The 21,473-nt window shown below is 44.1% G+C and carries 21 protein-coding genes; 6 read left to right on the top strand and 15 right to left on the bottom strand.

Going from position 1 to position 21,473, the window contains the following annotated elements; genetic code table 11:
* Window positions 1-13: 13 nt before the first annotated feature.
* The 3 genes from HQN90_RS02710 to HQN90_RS02720 form a co-directional block, all read right to left on the bottom strand.
* The gene (locus HQN90_RS02710; protein ID WP_173216143.1) at window positions 14-1,087 is read right to left on the bottom strand and encodes a M24 family metallopeptidase; all 1,074 of its coding nucleotides are present in this window, start codon (window positions 1,085-1,087) and stop codon (window positions 14-16) included.
* A gap of 38 nt (window positions 1,088-1,125) precedes the next feature.
* Window positions 1,126-1,563, bottom strand: a complete 438-nt coding sequence (gene aroQ / locus HQN90_RS02715; RefSeq protein WP_173216145.1) for a type II 3-dehydroquinate dehydratase — start codon at window positions 1,561-1,563, stop codon at window positions 1,126-1,128.
* A gap of 77 nt (window positions 1,564-1,640) precedes the next feature.
* Entirely contained in the window at window positions 1,641-2,135 is a 495-nt protein-coding gene (locus HQN90_RS02720) for a YqhR family membrane protein (protein ID WP_173216147.1), read from the bottom strand.
* 153 nt (window positions 2,136-2,288) lie between these two features.
* On the opposite strand from HQN90_RS02720, the gene HQN90_RS02725 reads away from it, so the two are divergent.
* Complete coding sequence (locus HQN90_RS02725; protein ID WP_079409529.1) at window positions 2,289-3,233, top strand: DUF1385 domain-containing protein; 945 nt, start codon at window positions 2,289-2,291, stop codon at window positions 3,231-3,233.
* Window positions 3,230-3,487 (top strand): hypothetical protein, encoded by a 258-nt coding sequence (locus HQN90_RS02730; protein WP_079409528.1) that lies wholly within the window; start codon window positions 3,230-3,232, stop codon window positions 3,485-3,487. Before HQN90_RS02725 ends, HQN90_RS02730 begins: the two co-directional genes overlap by 4 nt.
* 5 nt (window positions 3,488-3,492) lie before the next feature.
* Here the strand turns inward: HQN90_RS02730 and HQN90_RS02735 are convergent, their stop codons facing one another.
* Both HQN90_RS02735 and mntR read right to left on the bottom strand, forming a co-directional pair.
* Window positions 3,493-4,449: a patatin-like phospholipase family protein gene (locus HQN90_RS02735; RefSeq protein ID WP_173216149.1), complete on the bottom strand. Its 957-nt coding sequence runs from the start codon at window positions 4,447-4,449 to the stop codon at window positions 3,493-3,495.
* Window positions 4,450-4,560: 111 nt separating this feature from the next.
* The gene (gene mntR / locus HQN90_RS02740; protein WP_173216151.1) at window positions 4,561-4,986 is read right to left on the bottom strand and encodes a transcriptional regulator MntR; all 426 of its coding nucleotides are present in this window, start codon (window positions 4,984-4,986) and stop codon (window positions 4,561-4,563) included.
* A gap of 164 nt (window positions 4,987-5,150) precedes the next feature.
* Between mntR and splB the strand changes: the two genes are divergently transcribed.
* The gene (splB, locus tag HQN90_RS02745; protein ID WP_173216153.1) at window positions 5,151-6,212 is read left to right on the top strand and encodes a spore photoproduct lyase; all 1,062 of its coding nucleotides are present in this window, start codon (window positions 5,151-5,153) and stop codon (window positions 6,210-6,212) included.
* Between the two features lies 1 nt (window position 6,213).
* On the opposite strand, the gene HQN90_RS02750 is transcribed toward splB, so the two are convergent.
* The 9 genes from HQN90_RS02750 to HQN90_RS02790 all read right to left on the bottom strand — a co-directional run bounded on the left by HQN90_RS02750 (window position 6,214) and on the right by HQN90_RS02790 (window position 16,742).
* Window positions 6,214-6,927 (bottom strand): cytochrome c biogenesis CcdA family protein, encoded by a 714-nt coding sequence (locus HQN90_RS02750; RefSeq protein ID WP_173216154.1) that lies wholly within the window; start codon window positions 6,925-6,927, stop codon window positions 6,214-6,216.
* A gap of 1 nt (window position 6,928) precedes the next feature.
* Complete coding sequence (locus tag HQN90_RS02755; RefSeq protein WP_173216156.1) at window positions 6,929-7,729, bottom strand: metal ABC transporter permease; 801 nt, start codon at window positions 7,727-7,729, stop codon at window positions 6,929-6,931.
* Window positions 7,730-7,741: 12 nt separating this feature from the next.
* A complete protein-coding gene (locus tag HQN90_RS02760) occupies window positions 7,742-8,521 on the bottom strand; it encodes a metal ABC transporter ATP-binding protein (protein WP_079409522.1) in 780 nt (259 codons plus the stop codon).
* Window positions 8,522-8,573: 52 nt separating this feature from the next.
* Window positions 8,574-9,491, bottom strand: a complete 918-nt coding sequence (locus HQN90_RS02765) for a metal ABC transporter substrate-binding protein (RefSeq protein WP_246362008.1) — start codon at window positions 9,489-9,491, stop codon at window positions 8,574-8,576.
* A 156-nt stretch (window positions 9,492-9,647) separates the two neighbouring features.
* Complete coding sequence (locus HQN90_RS02770; protein ID WP_173216159.1) at window positions 9,648-10,013, bottom strand: hypothetical protein; 366 nt, start codon at window positions 10,011-10,013, stop codon at window positions 9,648-9,650.
* A gap of 123 nt (window positions 10,014-10,136) precedes the next feature.
* Complete coding sequence (gene metG / locus HQN90_RS02775) at window positions 10,137-12,137, bottom strand: methionine--tRNA ligase (RefSeq protein ID WP_173216161.1); 2,001 nt, start codon at window positions 12,135-12,137, stop codon at window positions 10,137-10,139.
* Window positions 12,138-12,500: 363 nt separating this feature from the next.
* Window positions 12,501-12,752, bottom strand: coding sequence for a membrane protein insertion efficiency factor YidD (gene yidD / locus HQN90_RS02780; protein ID WP_173216163.1), 252 nt, complete (start codon window positions 12,750-12,752; stop codon window positions 12,501-12,503).
* 89 nt (window positions 12,753-12,841) lie between these two features.
* Window positions 12,842-13,540: a transposase gene (locus HQN90_RS02785; RefSeq protein ID WP_173216167.1), complete on the bottom strand. Its 699-nt coding sequence runs from the start codon at window positions 13,538-13,540 to the stop codon at window positions 12,842-12,844.
* Between the two features lie 1,174 nt (window positions 13,541-14,714).
* Window positions 14,715-16,742 (bottom strand): beta-galactosidase, encoded by a 2,028-nt coding sequence (locus tag HQN90_RS02790; RefSeq protein ID WP_173216169.1) that lies wholly within the window; start codon window positions 16,740-16,742, stop codon window positions 14,715-14,717.
* A 123-nt stretch (window positions 16,743-16,865) separates the two neighbouring features.
* Here HQN90_RS02790 and HQN90_RS02795 point away from each other — a divergent pair, with 123 nt between their 5' ends.
* Together HQN90_RS02795 and HQN90_RS02800 are read left to right on the top strand one after the other, a co-directional pair.
* On the top strand, window positions 16,866-17,687 hold the full coding sequence (locus HQN90_RS02795) for an AraC family transcriptional regulator (RefSeq protein ID WP_173216171.1): 822 nt from the start codon (window positions 16,866-16,868) through the stop codon (window positions 17,685-17,687).
* Window positions 17,688-17,776: 89 nt separating this feature from the next.
* Complete coding sequence (locus tag HQN90_RS02800; protein WP_173216173.1) at window positions 17,777-18,406, top strand: DsbA family oxidoreductase; 630 nt, start codon at window positions 17,777-17,779, stop codon at window positions 18,404-18,406.
* Between the two features lie 65 nt (window positions 18,407-18,471).
* Here HQN90_RS02800 and HQN90_RS02805 read toward each other — a convergent pair whose 3' ends face one another.
* Window positions 18,472-19,158: a queuosine precursor transporter gene (locus HQN90_RS02805; protein ID WP_173216175.1), complete on the bottom strand. Its 687-nt coding sequence runs from the start codon at window positions 19,156-19,158 to the stop codon at window positions 18,472-18,474.
* A 189-nt stretch (window positions 19,159-19,347) separates the two neighbouring features.
* On the opposite strand from HQN90_RS02805, the gene HQN90_RS02810 reads away from it, so the two are divergent.
* Window positions 19,348-21,447: an LTA synthase family protein gene (locus HQN90_RS02810; RefSeq protein WP_173216177.1), complete on the top strand. Its 2,100-nt coding sequence runs from the start codon at window positions 19,348-19,350 to the stop codon at window positions 21,445-21,447.
* The last annotated feature ends 26 nt before the right edge of the window (window positions 21,448-21,473 follow it).

The following is a 21,473-nucleotide window of genomic DNA, read 5'->3' on the forward strand; positions in this document are numbered from 1 at the left end:
GTAAATCCCTCCGCTAGTCAATAATAAGAAAATCTTTGGTAGAATGTGTAAGTATTTTAATGCCGGTGTCAGTAATTACTGCATCGTCCTCAATTCGAACTCCACCAAAGTCAGGGAGATAAATGCCGGGTTCAACGGTAACCACCATACCAGGTGTTAAAATCATATCTTCGGTTTTCGACAAGCGCGGAGATTCGTGAACCTCCATACCTAATCCATGTCCGGTACCGTGACCGAAATAATCGCCATAGCCATGTTTCACGATGACATCTCGTGCAAAAGCATCGCCTTCTCTGCCCGTAATCCCCGGTTTCAGGTTGGCTAGACAATTCAATTGAGCCTCAAGCACAATATCATAAATCTCTTTATGTTTGTCTGTCGGCTTTCCAAGCATAACTGTTCTAGTGATGTCAGAGCAATATCCTTTATAATACGCTCCAAAATCCAATTTGACAAACTCGTTTAATTGTAGCACGCGATCGCTCGCTTTACCATGCGGAAGCGCAGAACGTTCACCGGAAGCAACGATCGTTTCGAATGAAGTTGATGTTCCGCCATTTTTGCGAATAAACATCTCAATCTCAAGCGCGATATCCTTCTCTTTCACGCCAGGCTTGATGAAAGACAGAATATGCGAGAACGTTTGATCCGCTAAGTCAGCGGCTTCTTGCATAACTTGCAGTTCTGCGTCATCTTTGACGATTCGAATTGACTCAACAGCACGTGAGGTTGGCACTAATTCGATTCCCGACAAGCCTGCTTGGAAGCCAAGAAAGTCGCCGTACGTCACATCCGCTTGCTCGAAGCCAACCTTCGTAATGCCTTGCTGCTGCAATAGCTCGCGGACGGTTTCGATGGCCTTCGGCTTATGCTCTACAACTTCAAAGCTTTTTGCTTGCTGCGGCGCTTGAGTCATATACCGGAAATCAGTTAGCAAGATAGCACGGTCTAACGTAATAAGAACATAACCGGAAGAACCAGTGAAACCAGATACATATGTACGGTTATATGCGTTTGTGATCAGTAGTGCCGGTAAATTTTGCTGCTCCAAAACTTTGCGAAGGCGTTCAATACGTTTCTCCTGCATCCAAATCACCCATCTTTCTTATTTATAAGAAAAGTCGTTCATCCTTGCATATGGGATAATAAAGCTCGCAAGCCTAATTCATATCCTTGTGGGCCAAGCCCGCAAATCTGGCCGATGACTACCGGCGCAATAACGGAATGATGGCGAAATTCCTCGCGTTTATGAATGTTCGATAGATGAACTTCAATCGTTGGCAATTGTACGGCGGCTAACGCATCACGGATCGCATAGCTATAATGCGTAAATGCGCCTGGGTTGATCAGAATGCCGTCTTTCGTGCCAAAAGCTTCATGAATTTTATCAATTATATCGCCTTCATGATTCGATTGAAAGCTTTCCAGCTCAACCGAAAGTCCCTCTGCTATCTCAGTTAAACTTTGAATAATAACGGGAAGGGATGACGTTCCATAAACACCGGGCTCACGCACGCCCAGCATATTTAAGTTGGGCCCATTAAGGACAAGAACCTTTTTCAACAGGAAATCACTCCCCAGCATGTTCTGTCAGGATGATGATTGCATCCTATTTGACCCTTGATATTTTACCATAACTTTCATGTCTTGTGTATAGCTTCTCTCTTGCTCGTGCTAGTGTCTGTGTATTCGATGGCAATCGAGTATCCAATAAACATTCCCCAAAGCACGAACAAACAGAAATCACTTATGATGGTGTTTATGTCCAGCTTATTGATCCAGTAGGTCATGCCCGCGAGCGGCCCAATGAGTAAATAGATCGCCGCCCACCAGAAAGCTCCATACCCCATTCCCCACCAAGGCCCTTGCAGTTTCCACATGGTCACCATGTAGAGGAAGGCGGCGATGATCGAAAACAGTGTAAAAAATCCCCAACCTACCAGAACCCCCTGCCAAGTTACCAGAAACTCGTGCCTGAAAAAAGGCTCGACAAGAAAGCCAATGACAATGTGCGTAAACTTCAAATATTGTTCAACAATTTTGAGTGCGCCCCAAATAAACCCTGCGAAAAACCCAATATAAATGGTATACAGCCACCGATTTGTTTTAATTTTCTGTTCATTCCTTGCCTCCATGTTCCTGTCTCTTCCTCTCTCTGCAGAAGTTCCCTGTCTTTCCTTAGGTATGAATAGTATGTTCTACTGGTATCGGTAGCATTCAACCTGTGAATCCGTTACAATAAGAAAGTAGACTAAACCGAATTCGAGAAGGATAAGAAGGTGGAACTCATGGCAGAACAAAACAGTATATACGGAGGACAAGCCGTCATCGAAGGCGTCATGTTCGCAGGAAAAAATGTGCATGTAACCGCCGTGCGCAAAAAGGATGGCTCCCTGGATTACTTGGAAGTGCCGAAGAAAGTAATTCCGTGGGTTCAATCGCTCAAAAAAATACCATTTATTCGTGGTATTGTAGGCATTATCGAATCCAGCGCGAAAGGTGCACAGCATTTGAACTTCTCGGCTGAATCCTTTGCTGAACAAGAAGGTGACAACGATAAAAATGCCCAGAAAGAAGAGAAACCAGGCTTCTTTTCTAATATTTCGATGATTCTCGGCGTTGCCGTAGTCGGTGTCATTTCCTTTTTATTCGGGAAATTCGTTTTCACGCTGGTACCAGCAGTTATTGAACAGTTTTTGTTTCAAAATGTATTTAGCAATCAGATTCTTCATAATCTTATAGAAGGTGTTATCAAAATCATTTTATTGGTTGGATATATTTACTTTATATCCCTTACACCTATGATTCGCCGCTTGTTCCAATATCATGGAGCGGAGCACAAAGTCATCAGCGCTTATGAAGCCGGCGTCGAGCTGACGGTAAGCAACGTACAGAAATTCAACACGCTGCACTATCGCTGCGGCAGCAGCTTCATCGTGTTCACCGTATTAATCGGTGTCGTGATTTACTCTTTCCTCCATTACGATGGGTATGTAGAGCGTATTCTGCAACGTTTGCTGCTGCTTCCTGTTGTAATTGGCGTATCCTATGAAGTCTTGCGATTCACGAATTCACTTCGAGAAGTCCCAGTTCTTCGCTACCTCGGTTACCCGGGACTTTGGCTTCAACTACTAACGACCAAAGAACCGGAAGACCATCAAGTCGAAGTGTCGATTGCGTCATTCAACCGCATGCGTGAAGCGGAACAACGAATTACGGAGGGACGGGTATGAGAAGAAAATTTTCCCCTATCGAAATCGCCATCGCGATTTTGATTGCCATTGGTTTATTGGTAAGTTTACGAGCCTTATTCATTCCGATACTCGTGCTAGGGATCATCTTTCTCCTTTATAAGTTTCCGCCATCTCGCTGGAGAAAGTTTTCTACAGGCCGAGGCCCATCTAAAGTCAAAAGGAAAAATGCCAAATTTCGTGTCATTAACGGAACTAAGGATTCCGAACCGGACGATTACCCGAAATATCACTAGGCGCACTATTCCAGAACGTACTTCGTATAGTTTTCTTCATAAATTTCAGCCGACCATTTGTTGAAATATTCGTTGGAAGCTTTGAATCCTGATTCGTAGAGCAGCATACTTTTTTCTTTCGATAAGTTGAACTGCGTATTCCCCACACCCAGTGTGGGGATTTTTACTGTTCGGAAACGGTTTTTCTGTTCAATATAACGCTCGTCATGGGCGCTCAACATCGTGCCAAAAAGCGCCTCGAGCATGGTGATCGGCCCTTTAATTTTCCGGGTATGCGTGTCGCTTTTCCCGACCAGTTGAAAGCCAATCACAGGAATGATCTCATCGCGGTCCGTATCCTTATCGAAAACCCATAACGGATAGTTACTTAGCAAGCCGCCATCTACAATATAATAAAATTGCTCGGTGAATGGCGTCGCCTTCCCGAAGCTTTTTATTTTGCGCCGAATCCTCACAGGGTCAAAAAAGTAAGGGATGCTTGTGCTCATCCGCACCGCTTTGGCAATCGAAAACTTGCGCGGATCGATCCCATACTGGGCGATATCATCCGGTAGAATAAGCAGTTTGCCTTGCGTAATGTCAGAGGCAATAACACGCAGCTGGTTCGGCTTCAAATCGCCAAAGGTCCGAATCCCCTTTGCGGCAAGCTGCTGCTCCACCCAATATTCGAGCGCTTCTCCAGCGTATAGGCCTTTTTTGATTAACAAACGTGCCGCGGGTCCGATAATTTTGGTATTAAAAATGGGGGAACGCTGCATAAACGATTTAAAGGGCGCTCTTAGGATTAATTCCTTCATCTCTTCTCCGGTATAGCCCGCGGCCAGAAAAGCCGCTACAATCGAGCCTGAGCTTGTACCTGCCACTTCGTTGAAGACGAGTCCCTGTTCCATAGCCGCACTGACTCCGCCTGCAAGAGCAATCCCTTTCACGCCTCCACCTTCAAACACACCATTAATGATCAACTTACACCACTCCCTGTCGTCGCGCTTAGGGCCTACTTTGTTATGTATGCAGAGGCGGTTTGTTTCTATACCCACAAAAAAAAGACAGAGCACCGTTGTCACGGTCTCTGTCTAACTATCAGCGTCGATCTCTTTGCGAATATTCGCAAGGTCTTCCATCCGATTCGGGTCCCTGCGGAAATATTCGAGCAGCGTTTCAATACAAGTGATGGAATCCCAACTCAGATGATGTTCAATGCCTTCTACATCCTTATATATATTGTCCTCTTGGACACCAATAACGGTTAAGAAATTTTCCAGAAGCAGATGACGGTCAACTAAACGTTTCCCCATCTTCTTCCCTTTGGGAGTTAACATAAGTCCACGGTATTTTTCGTAAATCAAATAATGATCCTTGTCCAGCTTTTGAATCATTTTTGTCACGGATGAGGGGTGCACCTCTAGTCCTTCAGCAATGTCGGAGACACGAGCGTAGCCTTTCTCGTCAATGAGCTTGTATATTCTCTCCAGATAGTCTTCCATGCTAGGTGTAGCCATTGCTTTATTTCCCCCTGCTTTTGCTTTATTTCCTGTCAACTGCTTACTTATCATAATGCATCAACCCAGATGCGGTCAAATATCCCATGGTTCATCGTCTCCTCGGTTTGGCACACTAAGGAACACCGTTAATTCTAATCTCGATACGTTGAAAGGAGACAAACATGGCGACTGAACTGCTCACAAGACCTGTGCCTGCCACTTCTGTTTTTGTCCCCGAGCTTGTCTATTTTGAACCGGATGCGATGAATTATCCCAAAGGCCAGCGGATCTATGAATGGGCTAAACAGCAAGGTCTTGAGATTCATATGACAACCTCTCATAACCAAATTCGGGATTTGCCCGGCGACTCTGAGCTCGAGAAATATAAAATTGCCAAACGCACGCTTGTCGTCGGCCTCCGCAAAACACTCAAATTCGAGACGTCCAAACCATCCGCTGAGTACGCAATCCCTATTGCCACTGGCTGTATGGGACATTGTCATTATTGCTATCTTCAAACCACAATGGGAGCCAAGCCCTACATTCGTGTCTATGTCAACATGGACGATATCCTTGGAGCCGCCAAGCAATATATTGAAGAACGGGAACCGGAAATCACACGTTTCGAAGCAGCCTGCACGTCTGATCCTGTGGGATTGGAGCATATCTCCGGTTCCTTAAAAGAATTAATTGAGTTCATGGGTCAGCAGGAGCACGGCCGCTTGCGCTTTGTAACCAAGTATCATCATGTGGATCCCCTTCTCGATGCCAAACATAACAAACACACCCGTTTTCGTTTTAGCGTAAACGCGGATTATGTCATCAAGAATTTTGAGCCCGGCACCTCCAAATTTCATGAACGTATCGAAGCCGCAGGTAAAGTAGCCCATGCAGGCTATCCGCTCGGTTTCATCATTGCGCCGATTATTTGGCATGAAGGCTGGGAAGATGGGTATGCAACCTTGCTGGAACGGCTCTACAAAGAGCTGCCTGCCGAAGCTGCCGCTGATTTGACTTTCGAAATGATCCAACATCGTTTCACGCGAACGGCCAAAAATATCATTGAAAAAAGATATCCAAAAACGAAATTGGAGATGGACGAAGAAAAACGTAAATACAAATGGGGTAAGTATGGAAGAGGCAAATATGTATATCCCGATGAACAAGCAAATGCCTTGAGAGAATTCATCACTGAACAGATCTTTGATAAATTCCCTCAAGCCAAAATTGAATATTTTACGTAGCTTAAAATTTCATCCAAGCCGGCGTTATGGAGTTCAGCCAAAGCGTGATTTGCGTCATTTTGCCTGTATAGAGAAGAATGGCGATCAAAATCATTAAGCCCCCGCCAATTTTCATAATCAGATTGGAGTATTTCAGAATCCATTTGGTCGAACCGATGAAAAATGAAAGGACAAAGAACGGAATCGCAAACCCAAGCGAATAAGCCGTTGTAAGCTGGAACCACGTTCCAGGTTCTGTCGTCGCCAGTGCAAGAATGGCGGAAAGAATCGGTCCCACACAAGGTGACCAACCTGCTGCAAACCCCATCCCAACAAGAATGGATCCCAAATAGCCTGCGGGACGAAAATTGATATTTAATTTTCGTTCCTTCATTAACCATTGAGGCTGAAAGATACCAAGCAGAAACAATCCCATAATGAAAATTAAAAGGGCAGCAATTTGTCTAAGCAAATCACGATAATCAAAGAAGAAATTCCCCAAGAAACCAGCCGTTAACCCCAACGTATAAAAAATGATCGAAAATCCAACGATAAAACTTAACGTATGCAGCATCGTTTGTCGGCGAACGCGAGAAGTCGTTTCTCCTGATTTCAACTCGCTAACTGAAATTCCCGTTATGTAAGAAAGATAAGAGGGATACAAAGGCAAGCAGCAAGGTGATATGAAGGATGCGATTCCTGCCCATAATGCGATCCAAATATTAACAGAGTCCATGTTAAATCCTCAATCCTCTTTTCAGAATGATCCCGACCAGCATAGCAATAAGCGTAAGAACAACCGTACCGCCTGGAGCCAGGTCCCACACTCCCGCGACAACAAGTCCAATAACAACGGCAATTTCAGAAAAGAGAATCGCTAAAAAGACCGAATGTTTAAAGCTTCGAGCGATTAATAAACTGCAGGCAACCGGAATCGTTAATAAAGATGAAACCAGTAGTGCCCCCACAATCTTAATAGCAACCGAAATGACTAGCGCGGTAAGCATTGTAATCATCATATTATAATATTTGAGTGGAAGTCCACTTACACTCGCTGCGTCCTCATCAAAGAACATAAGAAAAAACTCTTTAAAATGCGCCGCAATGATGCCAACTACAAGCACGCATACACCAAGTACAACCCATAGATCTGTGCTGTCGAGCGTATAAATGCTGCCAAACAAATAACTCATCACATTCATGTTAAAGCCCTTGCCTAGGGTAAATAGCAGCGTAGCCAGCGCCACGCCTCCTGACATAATAATAGCAATAGACAGCTCTGCATACGTCTTGTACGCTTTGCGCAAGCGTTCAATGGCGAATGAAGCTAGCAATGCAAATACAAGTCCAACGCCTAACGGATAGACGTTAATTAGAAAGCCGAGGGCTACACCAGCGATGGATACATGTGCAAGCGTATCACCAATCATCGACAATCGCCTTAGGACAAGAAAAACGCCCATCAAAGGCGCCGCAAGCCCAATTAAAATTCCGCCAATTAAAGCACGCTGAAAAAAGTACTCCGTGAAAATGTCCAAAATGCCCGCTCCTTACTGAACTCCGATCATCTCGCGAATTTGGCCGATTGAATGAGTCAAATTCGTCTCACGGCAATCCTCGGGATCATGGGTATGCTTGACATAAAACTTAATGCCGCCGCTTACCTGCTGCGGCTCTGTTCCTAAATAAGACTGCATCATGTCCATATCATGGGAGACCATGATGAAAGTCATATGGTGATGCTGATGCATATGTCGGATCATTCGGAAGAATCCGACTTGCGTCTCTGCATCAATCCCAACCGTCGGCTCATCGAGTATAAGGAGCTCTGGATTGTTCACGATCGCGCGCGCAAGGAAAGCGCGTTGCTGCTGTCCACCCGACAGCTGACCAATGCGACGGTCAGCCAAGTCTTCGATGCGCATGGCGAGCATCGCATCTTCGGCTTTTTGAAGATCGACCTTGGACAGGCGGCGATATACCCGTTTTTTGGTGTACATCCCCGACAGCACAATTTCTCTCACCGTAGCCGGAAACAGGGGATTAAACGCATTTTTCTGGGGAACATACCCAATGCGTTCCCAATCCTTGAATTGGCTTAAGGGCCGATCAAACAACCTGATCTCACCAGCTGTTGGCTTCAACAAACCGACAAGCATTTTGAGCAGCGTTGTTTTGCCCGCACCATTGGAGCCTATAACGCCAACAAAATCGCGTTCGAGCACATCGAAACGCAGCTTATCTATCACTTTCTTATGTTCATAGGAGAATGACACATCATCCATAGACACGATACTGCGATGACAAAATTCTTTTTGACTAATCTCCATCTATTAACTCCTGACTCCTTCATTATGGAATGACTCCAAAACTACTCTTCCTTTATTGTAAAGCCTTCACCAAGTTTTTCAAATTTTTGTCCATGATCGAAATATAACTTTCGCCTGCCTTCACTTGCTCGTCTGTCAGACCCTCAATTGGACTTAGAACCATGGTATCCACCTTAGCATCCTTTGCTAACGTTTTTGCCAACTTATCAGAAACAAGCTCTTCAAAGAATATATATTTCAATTCATGTTCTTTCATGTATTCATTCATTTTCTTCAAATCCTGGGCAGTCGGCTCAGCGTCTGGGGACAATCCCATAATCGACATCTGAGTCAAACCATAATCTCGGCATAAATACGCAAAAGCCTGATGAGATACCGCAATCTCTTTCTTCTTGGTTGATGCAAGCTCTTTTTTGTAACGAGCATCTAGATCCGTCAGTTGTTGAGCATAACTAGCATAATTTTGCTCGAATGCTTCTTTATGTGCAGGGTCAGCATTAATGAGAGCCTCTTTAATATTATTAGCCATTTTTATCGCATTTAACGGGCTTAACCAGGCATGCGGATCAAATTCTTCTTTATTTTCGGAGGTTTTGATTAAATTGGCCCCTTTGCTTGCTTCTACAACTTTCAAAGTTGAATCTGCGGGCAGACTGCCAAGGAAATCTTTCACCCATCCTTCGAAACCTGCTCCTTGATAGACAAACACTTGGGATTTCGTCATATTTTTAATATCGCGGCTCTTTGGGGACCAATCATGCGGCTCTACACCCGCTGGAACAAGATTGATCGCATTCACATACTCACCGCCAATAGTACGAGTAAACTCATACAAGGGGTAAAAGCTGGCAACTACATTAACCTTACCGTCCACCAGCTTAGCCTTCGTACTCGAATCACTGGCACAACCTGTCGCCACAATCGCTAAAAAAGCGAAAACAACTATATAAAAAAATCTCTTGTTTGCCATCCCCATATCTCTCCACTCACATTCTAAATCGTAATTATTTTTATTAACGAATTGATTATACGAATCCCCCTACCCGAAGTCAATACATCTAGGCGCAAAATAAAAGGACTAACTGCGGATGTTCACAGCATAGCCCCACTTTTTCCCCACATTCGTTCACTTATCTTGTTCACCATCAGTCCCCGACTCCTGATTGTCACCCTTCTTATCCGAACTCGACTTTTCAGGCTTGTTGCTTTCCTCTTTTAATTTCTTGTAGCGTTCTTCTGACTGTTTAATCAGTTTCTTCTCCTGCTGAGTCTTATATTCGATAATTTCATTATACATCTGATATTGTTTCTTCAACTCTTGATTAATAACACTGTCATCCTGCTTGGTGCTTTGCGCCTTCGATTTCCCTTGTTTCTGCTGAGAAGTATCCTCTTTTTGCTTATCTGATCCTTTGCCAAATAGCGTGCAGGCTGTTAAAAGAAAAGCCAGACCAAAAACAACGATAATTTTCACTATAAATCGTATCTTCATCTGCTTCACTCCGTTGTTAGTTTCCTTTAGGATTCCCCACTTGCCTAGGAACCCATTCACAAACAAAAGAAAGCCTCCAGCCCCACGTTATCCGTGGGATTGGAGGCTTGTCGTTCCTTGCCTTTATTTGACGATCGCACCGTTTGGCATCGAGTCAGGAACAGTGGCAAGCGTCAGCTGATCGCCATGTGAAGCGGCGAGAATCATACCTTGAGACAGCTCGCCGCGCAGCTTGGCGGGCTTCAAATTCGTAACGCAAATAACTTTGCGTCCAGCCAGCTCCTCGGGCGAATAAAACTTCGCAATGCCCGAAACAACCTGACGCTGCTCGTACCCAAGGTCGAGCTGCAGCTTTAGAAGCTTATCGGCGCCCTTCACAGGCTCCGCCGATATGACTTGTGCTACGCGCAGCTCCACCTTAGCGAAATCGTCAATCCCGATTTCGTCCTTTGGCTCCGGCGCAGGCACCGTACTAGCAGCTGCGGCAGGCGCAGGTGCTGCCTCTTGCACTTCTGCGGCGCTGGACGAAGCGCCGCCCATGGCCTCGACGATGAAAGCCACTTCCGCCTCCACGTCGAGTCTTGGGAACATCGGATCTCCCTTCTGCACAATCGTGCCTGCTGGGAGATGTCCGAAGGATTGGACGCTGTCCCACTCCGTCAAGCGTGGCAGATCTTCAACAGCTAATCCAAGCTGCTGCCAGATCAATTGCGGCGTCTTCGTCAAAAATGGACGCAGCAGCACAGACGATATGCGCTGGGATTCAGCCAGCACATACATAACAGAGCCAAGAGTTTCACGTTTGGCTTCATCCTTCACCATCGACCACGGCTGCGTCTCGTCGATATATTTGTTCGTGCGGCTAATAAGCTGCCACACGGCCGATAACGCGATGGAGAATTCCATCTTCTCCATCGCTTCCTCGTACTTCGCTACCGTCAACTGAACAGTCTCCAAGAGACTTTCATCAAACTCGGTAGCCCCAGCAACATAAGCGGGAATCTTGCCTTCAAAATACTTATCTATCATCACGATCGTACGGTTCAAAAGATTCCCCAAATCATTCGCGAGATCATGATTGACTCGCTCCACAAAACTTTCCGGTGTGAACGTACCGTCTGCACCAAAAGGAACCTCGCGCATCAAATAATAGCGCAGTGCGTCCAAGCCATAACGATCTATCAACGTAACCGGATCTACGACATTGCCTTTGGACTTCGACATCTTGCCATCCTTCATTAGAAGCCAGCCATGGGCAAAAACCTTCTTAGGCAACGGTAAATCAAGAGCCATCAACATAATCGGCCAATAAATCGTGTGGAAACGAACAATCTCCTTACTCATTAAATGCACATCAGCAGGCCAGTACTTCTCAAAATTACTCGCATCGTCTGATCCATAGCCTAGAGCCGTAATATAATTAGACAAAGCATCTATCCACACATAAATCACATGCTTGGGATCACCAGGAACCTTAATGCCCCAATCAAAAGTCGTCCGAGATACCGCCAAATCTTCGAGACCTGGCTTAATAAAATTATTCAACATCTCATTTTTACGAGACTCCGGGTGAATGAATTCCGGATTTTCTTCATAATACTGCACCAGTCGGTCCGCATACTTACTCATCCGGAAGAAATAAGTTTGCTCTTTCATCTTCTCGACAGGACGCCCACAATCCGGACATTTCCCATCAACCAGCTTGCTTTCCGGAAAGAAAGATTCATCAGGAATACAATACCAGCCTTCATATTCACCTAAGTAAATATCACCTTGATCCAGCAATTGTTGGAAAATTTGACTAACAGCAACTTTATGACGATCTTCCGTTGTCCGAATAAAATCATCATAAGAAATATCTAATTTTCCCCATAGCACTTTAATACCTGCCACAATCTCATCTACAAATTGCTGAGGGGTAGTCCCTTTTTCCTGAGCTTTTCGTTCGATCTTTTGACCATGCTCATCCGTGCCCGTTAAATACCTTACATCAAAGCCGCGCAATCGCTTATATCGAGCCATCGCATCGCCAGCTACCGTAGAGTAAGCATGCCCGATATGAAGCTTATCACTCGGATAATAAATCGGCGTAGTAATGTAAAACGTTTTAGCTTTTGTTGACATAATCATTCCTCCTAGCGATTAGTAGAAAACACAAAAAACCCTCATCCATCTTGGGACGAGAGTTGAACTCACGCGGTACCACCCAGGTTCCCCCGCCTTTCACAAGCTCGGGGCTCAGTAAGTCTTTACGACTTGCCCATTAACGCTGGGACACGAAGCCAGCTCACTCCCATAATGTGTGTTGTTTTGCGAACACATTGGGAAGCTCGAAGGCTTATTCTCCGGGACCATCTTCCAAACTTTCTCCTATACCGGCTTTCACCTAACCCGGCTCTCTGTTCATAGGCATCCATTTGTACTTATCCGTTCATCGAAGCATATATAACATCTTAAGCCAAATATATCGAAAAGAAACATACCATGTCAAGCAGACTGATCGTTATGAGTTAATTTTTCCGCTTTGGCTGCCGGCACATGATCAACCCCGCCTGGATGAAAGGGATGACACTTGCATATCCGTTTCACAGATAGCCATGATCCCTTCAGGGCACCGTGAACCTCAAGAGCTTCCAGCGCATATTGCGAGCAAGTAGGATAGAATCGACAAGTTGGCGGCTTCAACGGAGAAAGAAACTTCCGATAGAAATGAATGGGAATTTGCAAAGTCTTTTTCATAGTTCCGCTTCCCCTTAATTTATAAATATCAAGCATTCTGTTACTACATCATGCCTGAAAAAAGGAGCACGGTCAATTTATGAATGTTCCTATCCAGTAATTTGATAACATTTAAAAAAGCTACGATATAAATGGATTGAAACAAACTTTTTAAACCATTTATTAAAAGAATAGGGACAAGACATGCCACTTTCGAATTTGTGTGCATGAAAAGCATAACCCAAATAAAGTTTAGGAGTTACTTTCTTAAAGGTTATTTTTTCATGAAGCCGGCTTACTTTAGACGCCATACAAGAGACTAAATCCCATTTATCAATCGGTATGCTCGAATGTTCATCCTGATGATTCGCAACTGTATCCAACCTTGTAGCGGAATTGGAAGCTTCCATTTTCCGAAACGAGTTTTTCCAGTTTTCTTCACTAACAAAAGCAAAATATATTTTTTTCAATAATAATTGAGCGCTTCTATAATTAATTCCAAGAATTTGCGACAATGACGTGGCCGAATAACGATGATCGGATTGAACTAATAATTGGATAGCCCGGAACCATAGAAGCAGCGAAAGCTTGGATTTATGCATGATCGTCCCAGCCGTTAAAGAAATCTGCATCCTGCACTCCTTACATTCCAACAATCTGCGAGAACGAATATGAAAAGCTTCATGATAATCACAACGAGGACAACAAAATCCATTGGCCCATCGCAAACTCAACAAGTATTTCTCACAATCTTCTTCTGTCAGAAAAATACTCAAATCCATATCAACAAATTCCTGCCACAATTTCATTTCTTCACCACCATAAGGAACATTTGTTCTTATTTTATTATACCAAATATACGTTCGCTTGTGAAGTAATTTTTAGGTATGTTTTTTAATTTTGTATATATAAAAATACTATAAATCGCCTAGCTGAATAATAGGTTTCTATGAAACGCTTTTTCTGTGATACATACAAAAATATCGACGAAACGCCAGAAACATTATCGAATAGATAGCCAGCAGTTCAGATAGCAGTTGACTCTTGCGGCCTCACTAGCTAGCTCCAGTCATCAAATTCCACAAAAGTTCGCGCTCAAGCGGCATCCATCGTTCTAGAGCTCTAGCGGCTTCAATAGTCTGCGTGCTTTACGGTTCTCCATTTTCTGGTCCTCAAATGACCCCGATATTTCTAGCCCCTAGCTACTCTTACTCCACTCACTTCTTTAGTCGTTCCAGTCAGTTCATTCTTCTTTTTTGCTCCTGCAGCTCGATCCTCTTCATGCTCCGACTAGCTCTCACCTCTTCTAATCCCTGTCAGCCCAATCCTCTTGCTGGCTCCGGTCAGCCCGCCTCTCTTCTAGCTCCGCTCAGCTCTCTCCTCTTGCGGCTCCACTAACCCTACCTCTCTTGTGACTATGGTAATTCTAGTCCTCTAGTGCCAATGATAGTCCTCAGAGTTATGGTAGTTTAGCTAGCCCTAATTGATTCATTCGCTGAGATAATTCTTTTAAACTATGTTATTAAAGAAGGATGATATCCGGTAATCCTACTTGAAAATGCCATTGTTTCGACCGCTTAATAACCATTTCATTTAATCAGTTACATCAATCGGCAGGGTTAACTACCTACTGTCCCAAACAAATAAAGTACGTTTTGTAGATATCGCAGAATCTGAGTATTCAAAGAATAGGATACCCGGGATGGGCAATACCGTTAAGAATGGTCTCAGATTATAGTGCCATAGAAATCTAATATATCTTTATGCACGTGTCATTTTTGGGGTACGGTTAAAGGTGTGTTTCGTAGTGCGGATGGTGGTGGGGTTAGTGCTCTAGCTGGTGGTGGGGCTGGTGGTTTGGTTCGTAGGGTAGTTGGTGGTGTGGTTCGTGCTGTGGCTGGTGCTGTGGTTCGTTGTGCGATGTCTGTCACTTTCTTTGAATGGTTTCCGCTCGAAAGTGAAAGACATCGCTTGTTGGGGTGGTTAATTTTTTTCTAGGATTAGAACTCCTTTTGGCGGTAGGGTGATTTTGTTCTTGATTGGTTCCCCGGTTATGAGGTCTGTACCTGTTAGGTCGCCAAGTTCTATGCTTGTTGGTTGGTCATTATGATTTAAGACGAATAGGTAGGAATTGTTTGCTGTTGTTCTTGTTGTAACTTCTATACCGGCTACGGGCGGGATGGGTGCTGTGATGCCTTTTTCTTTGCATAGATTTCCGAGTAAGCCTTGTAAAAAGGCGGGTTCTGGGCTTGAAGCGACGTACCAGGCTTGTCCTGCGCCGAATTTGTTTACGGTTAGGACTGGCATTCCCTGATAAAATTCGCTGCCGTATACGGCAGCGACTTCTGCTCCTTCTGCATGGATTAAATCACATAGCAATCCACATTGATATTGGCCGTGTAGTGCCCCCCATGACTCAGTGAGGACGATTTGGTTGCTTTGCTCTGGGAATAAGGCATCGATTTCTTCTGCCCAGATACCAAGTACTTTGCGCAGCTCGCCAGGATAGCCGCCGAGGGTTACGATATCGTTTTCGTTAACAATGCCGCTGAAGAAGGTGGTTAGGAAGGTTCCACCCTCATGAACGAAATGTTCTATTTGTTTAGCGAAGCCTTTTTTGACCATGTAGAGAACAGGTGCAATGATGATGTCGTAATTTGAGAAGTCTGCGTCTGTGCTGATGAGATTGGCTTGTATGTTTTGCTGAAAAAGGGCGTCATAGTATTTGTGGACTTCATCTACGTATTGGAGGGCAACGGTTGGCCCACTGGATAGTTCGACTGCCCACCGGTTTTCCCAATCATAGACGATTCCGACGCGAGTGTTGACTCTGGCATCCAGCAGTTTATCTGAGAGTGTTTGAAGTTCAGCGCCTAATTCTGCGCACTCGCGGAATACTCTTGTATGTTCATGACCACCGTGCTCGATGACGGCTCCATGGTATTTTTCACAGGCACCCACTGAGCGGCGCAGCTGAAAGAACATAACGGTATCTGCGCCGCGAGCAACGGCTTGGTAGCTCCAAAGCTTCATCACGCCTGGTCGCTTGAGCGAGTTGTAGGGCTGCCAGTTTTGCTGGCTTGGCGTTTGTTCCATCAGCATGAATGGCTGACCCTCTTTTAAACCGCGCATAAGATCATGGGTCATGGCTGTCAAGCTGATCGGCGTGTTGAAGGACGGATAATTGTCCCAAGAAATGACATCCAAATGCTTAGCCCATTTGAAATAGTCAAGTTCTTTATAGAGTCCCATCAAATTGGTTGTGATTGGGAGTTCGGGAGTATGTTTTTTAATAGCGTCGTATTCCAACTTGTAACAGTCGAGCAAACTATCCGACATAAATCGTCGATAATCTAATGAGATCCCTTGAAAGCAGGTATTGTCTCCTGCCCACTCTTCGGAAAGTGCATTCGGCGGAACGATGTCTTCCCAATCATAGAAGGTATGGCCCCAAAAATTGGTATTCCAAGCTTTATTGACTTGCCCCAAGGTTGCATATCGTGCTTGCAGCCAAGTGCGAAACCCGTCTGCACATTGGTCACAATAGCAATAACCTCCATACTCATTGGAAATGTGCCAGATCAGAATGGCGGGATGATCCTTGTAGCGCTCAGCTAGCTTTTCAGCTATACGTTCAGAGTATTTCCGATAAGTCGGGCTGTTCGGACAAGAATTGTGTCTTGCGCCAAATTTACGCTTGCGACCTTCAAAATCCACACGGAGTACATCCGGGTATTTGCGTGCCATCCAAGCCGGATGAGCCCCAGTGCTTGTAGCTAAACATACATATGTCCCACTTGCGTATAAACGCTCGATGATGTCATCCAGCCAAGTAAAATCATAGATATCTTCACTTGGCTGTAATAAAGCCCAAGAAAATACATTGATGGTAGCTACATCAATCCCTGCTAGTTTAAACATGCGTAAATCTTCATTCATGATTTCTTTGTCCCATTGTTCTGGGTTGTAATCTCCGCCATACCAGATTTTTGGAAGTTTATCATTTATCATTGCAAACACCTCTTTATTTCTTGAAGGATATAAGAATAAATACATTGTATTGGATTCCGAATCATCTTAAAATATAATATTCTTGTATCCTTATATAATAAAATGGAACAGGAATGTGGCGATATGCACACAAGATATGAATTGACGCCTTCCACAGCGCAACCGCTTCCAATTTTTATCGAAAGTATTGGGCACCATGAAGATCAGGAAAAAATAATAAGACCTGAGGGGATTCCTAATTATCACTGGCTGCAAACTTATGAGGGTGAAGGCGAATTTATGATGGGAGGGAAAAAACATCACTTAACGAAAGGTTCAGGGGTGTTATTACTTCCTGGAATACCTCACTCTTATTGGGCTGTGACGGACAAGTGGTGTACGCAATATGTTACGTTTAGGGGAAGTTGTGCGGAGGCTATTTTGAACACATTGGAGTTGAATGAGTCTGCTGTTTATCGTTGGGATGAACAAGGATCTCTGGAATTGGAAATAGAACGCATGTTAACGAGCTTAGCTACCGAAAATGATTATTCCGGTTATGATGCTTCAGCAGATTTGTACCGATTTTTCATTCAGCTTAAAAAACAAGGTCAAATCAATAATCGGATTTCGATAAGTAACCAAATGCGGCATTTACAGCCTCTGCTAGATTGGCTAGACGTGCATTATGATAACCCAGACACGGGTCTTGAACAGATGGCTGAAGTTCTCAAAGTAACGCCCAGACACTTGAATACGTTGTTTCAGCACGCTTTCGGACTTTCGCCTTATTCCTATTTAATTCGAATGCGGCTCCGTAAGTCGAAGGAAATGTTACTGAGTCATAGACAACTGACGATTACTGATATCGCTAAAGGTGTCGGTTTTCGTGATGTCAGCCATTTTGTGGCCAGTTTCCGAAAACAGATTGGGCTCACGCCTGAAAAATTCCGGCAGATGAATTAGGAGCTGAAGAAAGGATTTTAGATTTCCTTCCAAATGGTTTATAATAAAAATATAGTTACTATTTTTTTATCAAAGGAGTCTGAATTCACTTGATTATAGAAATTTTTCAGGATGTCGTCTGTCCTTGGTGCCGGATCGGCAAAAAGAATTTAATGGATGCGCTCGCCGAATTTACAGCTGAGCCCGTTGAGGTTCATTACCGCGCTTATCAGCTCGACCCCTCGACGCCAGAGGAGGGGTCTCCTTTCCGCGATGTCATGGTTAAGAAAATGCGCGCAGATGAGGATCGATTGAATGGCATGCTGCAGCAAGTAACAGATGCAGGCAAAGCTTCCGGCTTGCATTTCGATTTCTCCAAAGTGGAAAAAATGCCAAATACGCTAAAAGCACATCAGCTTATCGCAATCGCACCTACAGAGAACAAAAAAGAGCTTGTTGACGCTATTTTTCAAGCCTACTTTGAAGATGGAAAAGATATCGGGCAGGTTGATGTTTTGCTTGAGCTTGCTGAACAGCTTGGCTTGAACCGATCACAACTAGCAGCGTCTCTGCTCGCCAAGGAAGGTCTGGAAGCCGTTGAGGGTGATCTGGCATTTGCTAGTCAGGCCGGTGTGACTGGGGTTCCCTTTTTCGTTATTAACGGGAAATACGCGTTAACAGGAGCGCAGCCATCCGCTACCTTCTCACAGGTTTTACAGCAGATCAGCGAGGAATCTTAATTCTTTCTATATATTGCAAATAAAAAGCCGACTTCTCTTTGCAAGAGGAGTCGGCTTTTTCGGCTTCAAGACTTAAACACAAAATTCCTGGCTATATAAAGCACCGGTGTCGATGCAATGGATATAACGAATTTAATTCCGTACGTGGTTAAGAAGATCTGCAGCCACACATTCCAATCATAAACACCCGCGAAAGCAATGGTGCAAAACACAAAAGAATCGACCAGTTGACTGATCCCGGTAGAGCCATTATTGCGAATCCAAAGCTGGTTTCGCGCTGAGAAGAGCTTTTTCAAATACGTGTAAATTCTTACGTCCAGGAACTGGCTGATCAAGTATGCTGTCAAACTGCCAAGCGCAATCCGCGGCAAAAGACCAAAAATCGTTTCCAGGGATGACTGAGCTGCTAGCCCAAAATCACTAGCCTGGGGAGTGAACTTCATCGCCATCTGCATAATGATGATGGTCATAATCAGCGTGAAAAAACCGAACCAAACCGCTTTTTTCGCTTCTTTTTCCCCGTACTTCTCGTTGAGCAAGTCCGTTGTCAAATAAATCGTGCCATACATGGTATTCCCAAGGGTCATAACCAGACCAAACATATCAATGGTCTTAACCACTTGGATGTTAGCCAGAACGGTAGCTACCCCTACCCATGCATACAGGCCTTGCTTGCCAAACATGCGATAGCAAATGAGAAACAGCACAAAATTAACGAGGACGAATCCTACGCCCCATACAAAATTAAACATTCTAATCCCCCTAGTTTTGATAACGCGGGAAGTTCCCGAACCGCGGCTTCGCTTTGCAAAGCGATGTTGATTATAACATGAAGGGATTAGGTTGTGGCAATTTTTTTTCAATGAGGTATCTTTCATCTTTTCAACAGATATAAGATAATGGACGAATGGCATGGCATATCTAGAACAGGAGTCCAACGAATGACTACTTTACTAACTACACTTAAGCATCTACCCTCGCGTATTTTGATCCTTATTTTGCCTTTTTTATTAATGGGCATGGTCGAATTTTTGGAGAGAGGCACTTATGAAGAGCTGCACAAATGGGTGATGAGCCACCCGCTTTCTATGGTGCTTGCCTACTTCGTGGTCGGTACTTTGTATCTCTTTTTAATCGCGGTATCCGCAAGAATTCAGCTCTCATTTTGGCTGCTGTGCGTTATTTTGCTTCCACTTGGTGCGATAAGCGGCAGTAAATTAAAAGCCATAGGCGCTCCCTATTATCCGTGGGATTTATTTTTTAACAATCAAATTATGGCGTACAAGACTTTTCTGTATGGGTATTTAAACATTCGAATTATTGGAACCCTGATCGTCTTTGTCGTCGTTACTGCCCTTTTATTCTATTTGCTAAATCTCAATAAGCGCTTGCGCATTCAATTGACGTGGATTGAGCGTACTATTTACGCTGTTATCGCAATAGTGATGGCAACGAGTCTATACATGGACAAGCCCATTCCATTCATGAATGCCTATGGCATCTATACGGTACCGTGGGATCAAACGATTACGTATGACGAAAATGGCTACCTTTTTTCATCCGTACAGATGCTTGGGTTTTTGAATGTTGCCAAACCAGACGGTTACAGCAAAAAAGCAGTCGCCTCCATTCTGGATCAGATTCCAGAACCAAAAACAGCGAGTGGCAAAAAGCCGAACATTATAGTCATGCTTGGTGAATCATTCATGGATCCTACTGTCATGAAAAATATCACGTTTAGCCGCGACCCGATTCCAAATTTACATCAACTACAGAAAACGTTCACGAGCGGCTTGATGTTGTCTCCCCAATTCGGCGGCAGTACGGCCAATGTTGAATTCGAAGTGCTTTCTGGCAATTCTATGCGATTTTTCGGGAAATCGCCTGATAAAATATTGCCTTATATCCAATACATGAACCATGGCGTGGATTCATTAGCCAGTATTGCAACGAGGCAGGGATATACGGCTACATCCATTAATCCTTTTTTCAGTTATTTCTTTGATAGTAGAAAAGTGTACAAGCATTTTGGTTTCTCCAGGTTTATTTCCAGTGAATTTTTCCCGAATGATTTTGAGGGGCCCAACTATGCGGACCGGGCTGTGGTGAAGAAAATTATCGAGGAAACGGAGAAAAGTTCGGGACCTGACTTTGTTTTTGCCAACACGATGGAAAACCATCATCCTTTTAAGCCCGGCAAATTTGCCCAAAATACGATTGAAGTGACTGGGGATATTAGTTCGGAATCCAAAGGTATTCTAGAAACTTATGCCCAAGGGATATCCGGCACAGACAAAGCGCTGCAATCTTTGGTGGACTATTATACGAAAAAGGGTGAACCTACCATTATCCTCTTTTTTGGAGATCATTTTCCATTCTTCGAAGAAGACTACAAGGTGTATCGGGATGCCAAATATGTCCTTCCAAATGATCCTGATTTGTACACAAAAACACATTACACGCCTTTTCTGATATGGAACAATTTCCTGCCAGCTGAGCAGGAGCAATTAAATCTCAAGCTAAGTCCTTCGTTCTTGGGGCCTACACTGCTTCATATGGCAGGCATTCAAGGCAGCTACTATACGGATTATCTCTATGAACTATCGCAAAAAATCCCGGTTATTCCGCCGCAGGACATGTGGGATAAGTATGGTATTCAAAACAAGGATCTAGCTGATTACATGAAGCTGCAATATGATAATTTGTTTGGCGGTCACTACGGATACGAAGCGAAAGGCATCAAAAATACGATTGTACAGCCTGGATATGTTCTAGGTTACGGAGATCCTATCATTTCTAAGGTCCTACGAAGCGAAAATAAGTTACAGGTCATAGGTACCCCTTTCTATTCCTCCTGTAACGTCTATATTGATGGCTTAGCTTTCAAATCAAATTTTGACGGTGAGGACTCCCTTTTTGTGGATCTTTCCGATTCGGACAACCCTCGTTTAGAGGAAAGCAAGCCGCATCAAGTAGAGGTTCGCATTTATGATGATAAAAAGATGAAGATTGGTCAATCCAATTTCTATCCTCTCCCCTAGTCATGACAAAACCCCCTTTGGAATAG

It is taken from the genome of Paenibacillus alba, assembly GCF_013204855.1.
Taxonomy (GTDB): domain Bacteria; phylum Bacillota; class Bacilli; order Paenibacillales; family NBRC-103111; genus Paenibacillus_E; species Paenibacillus_E alba.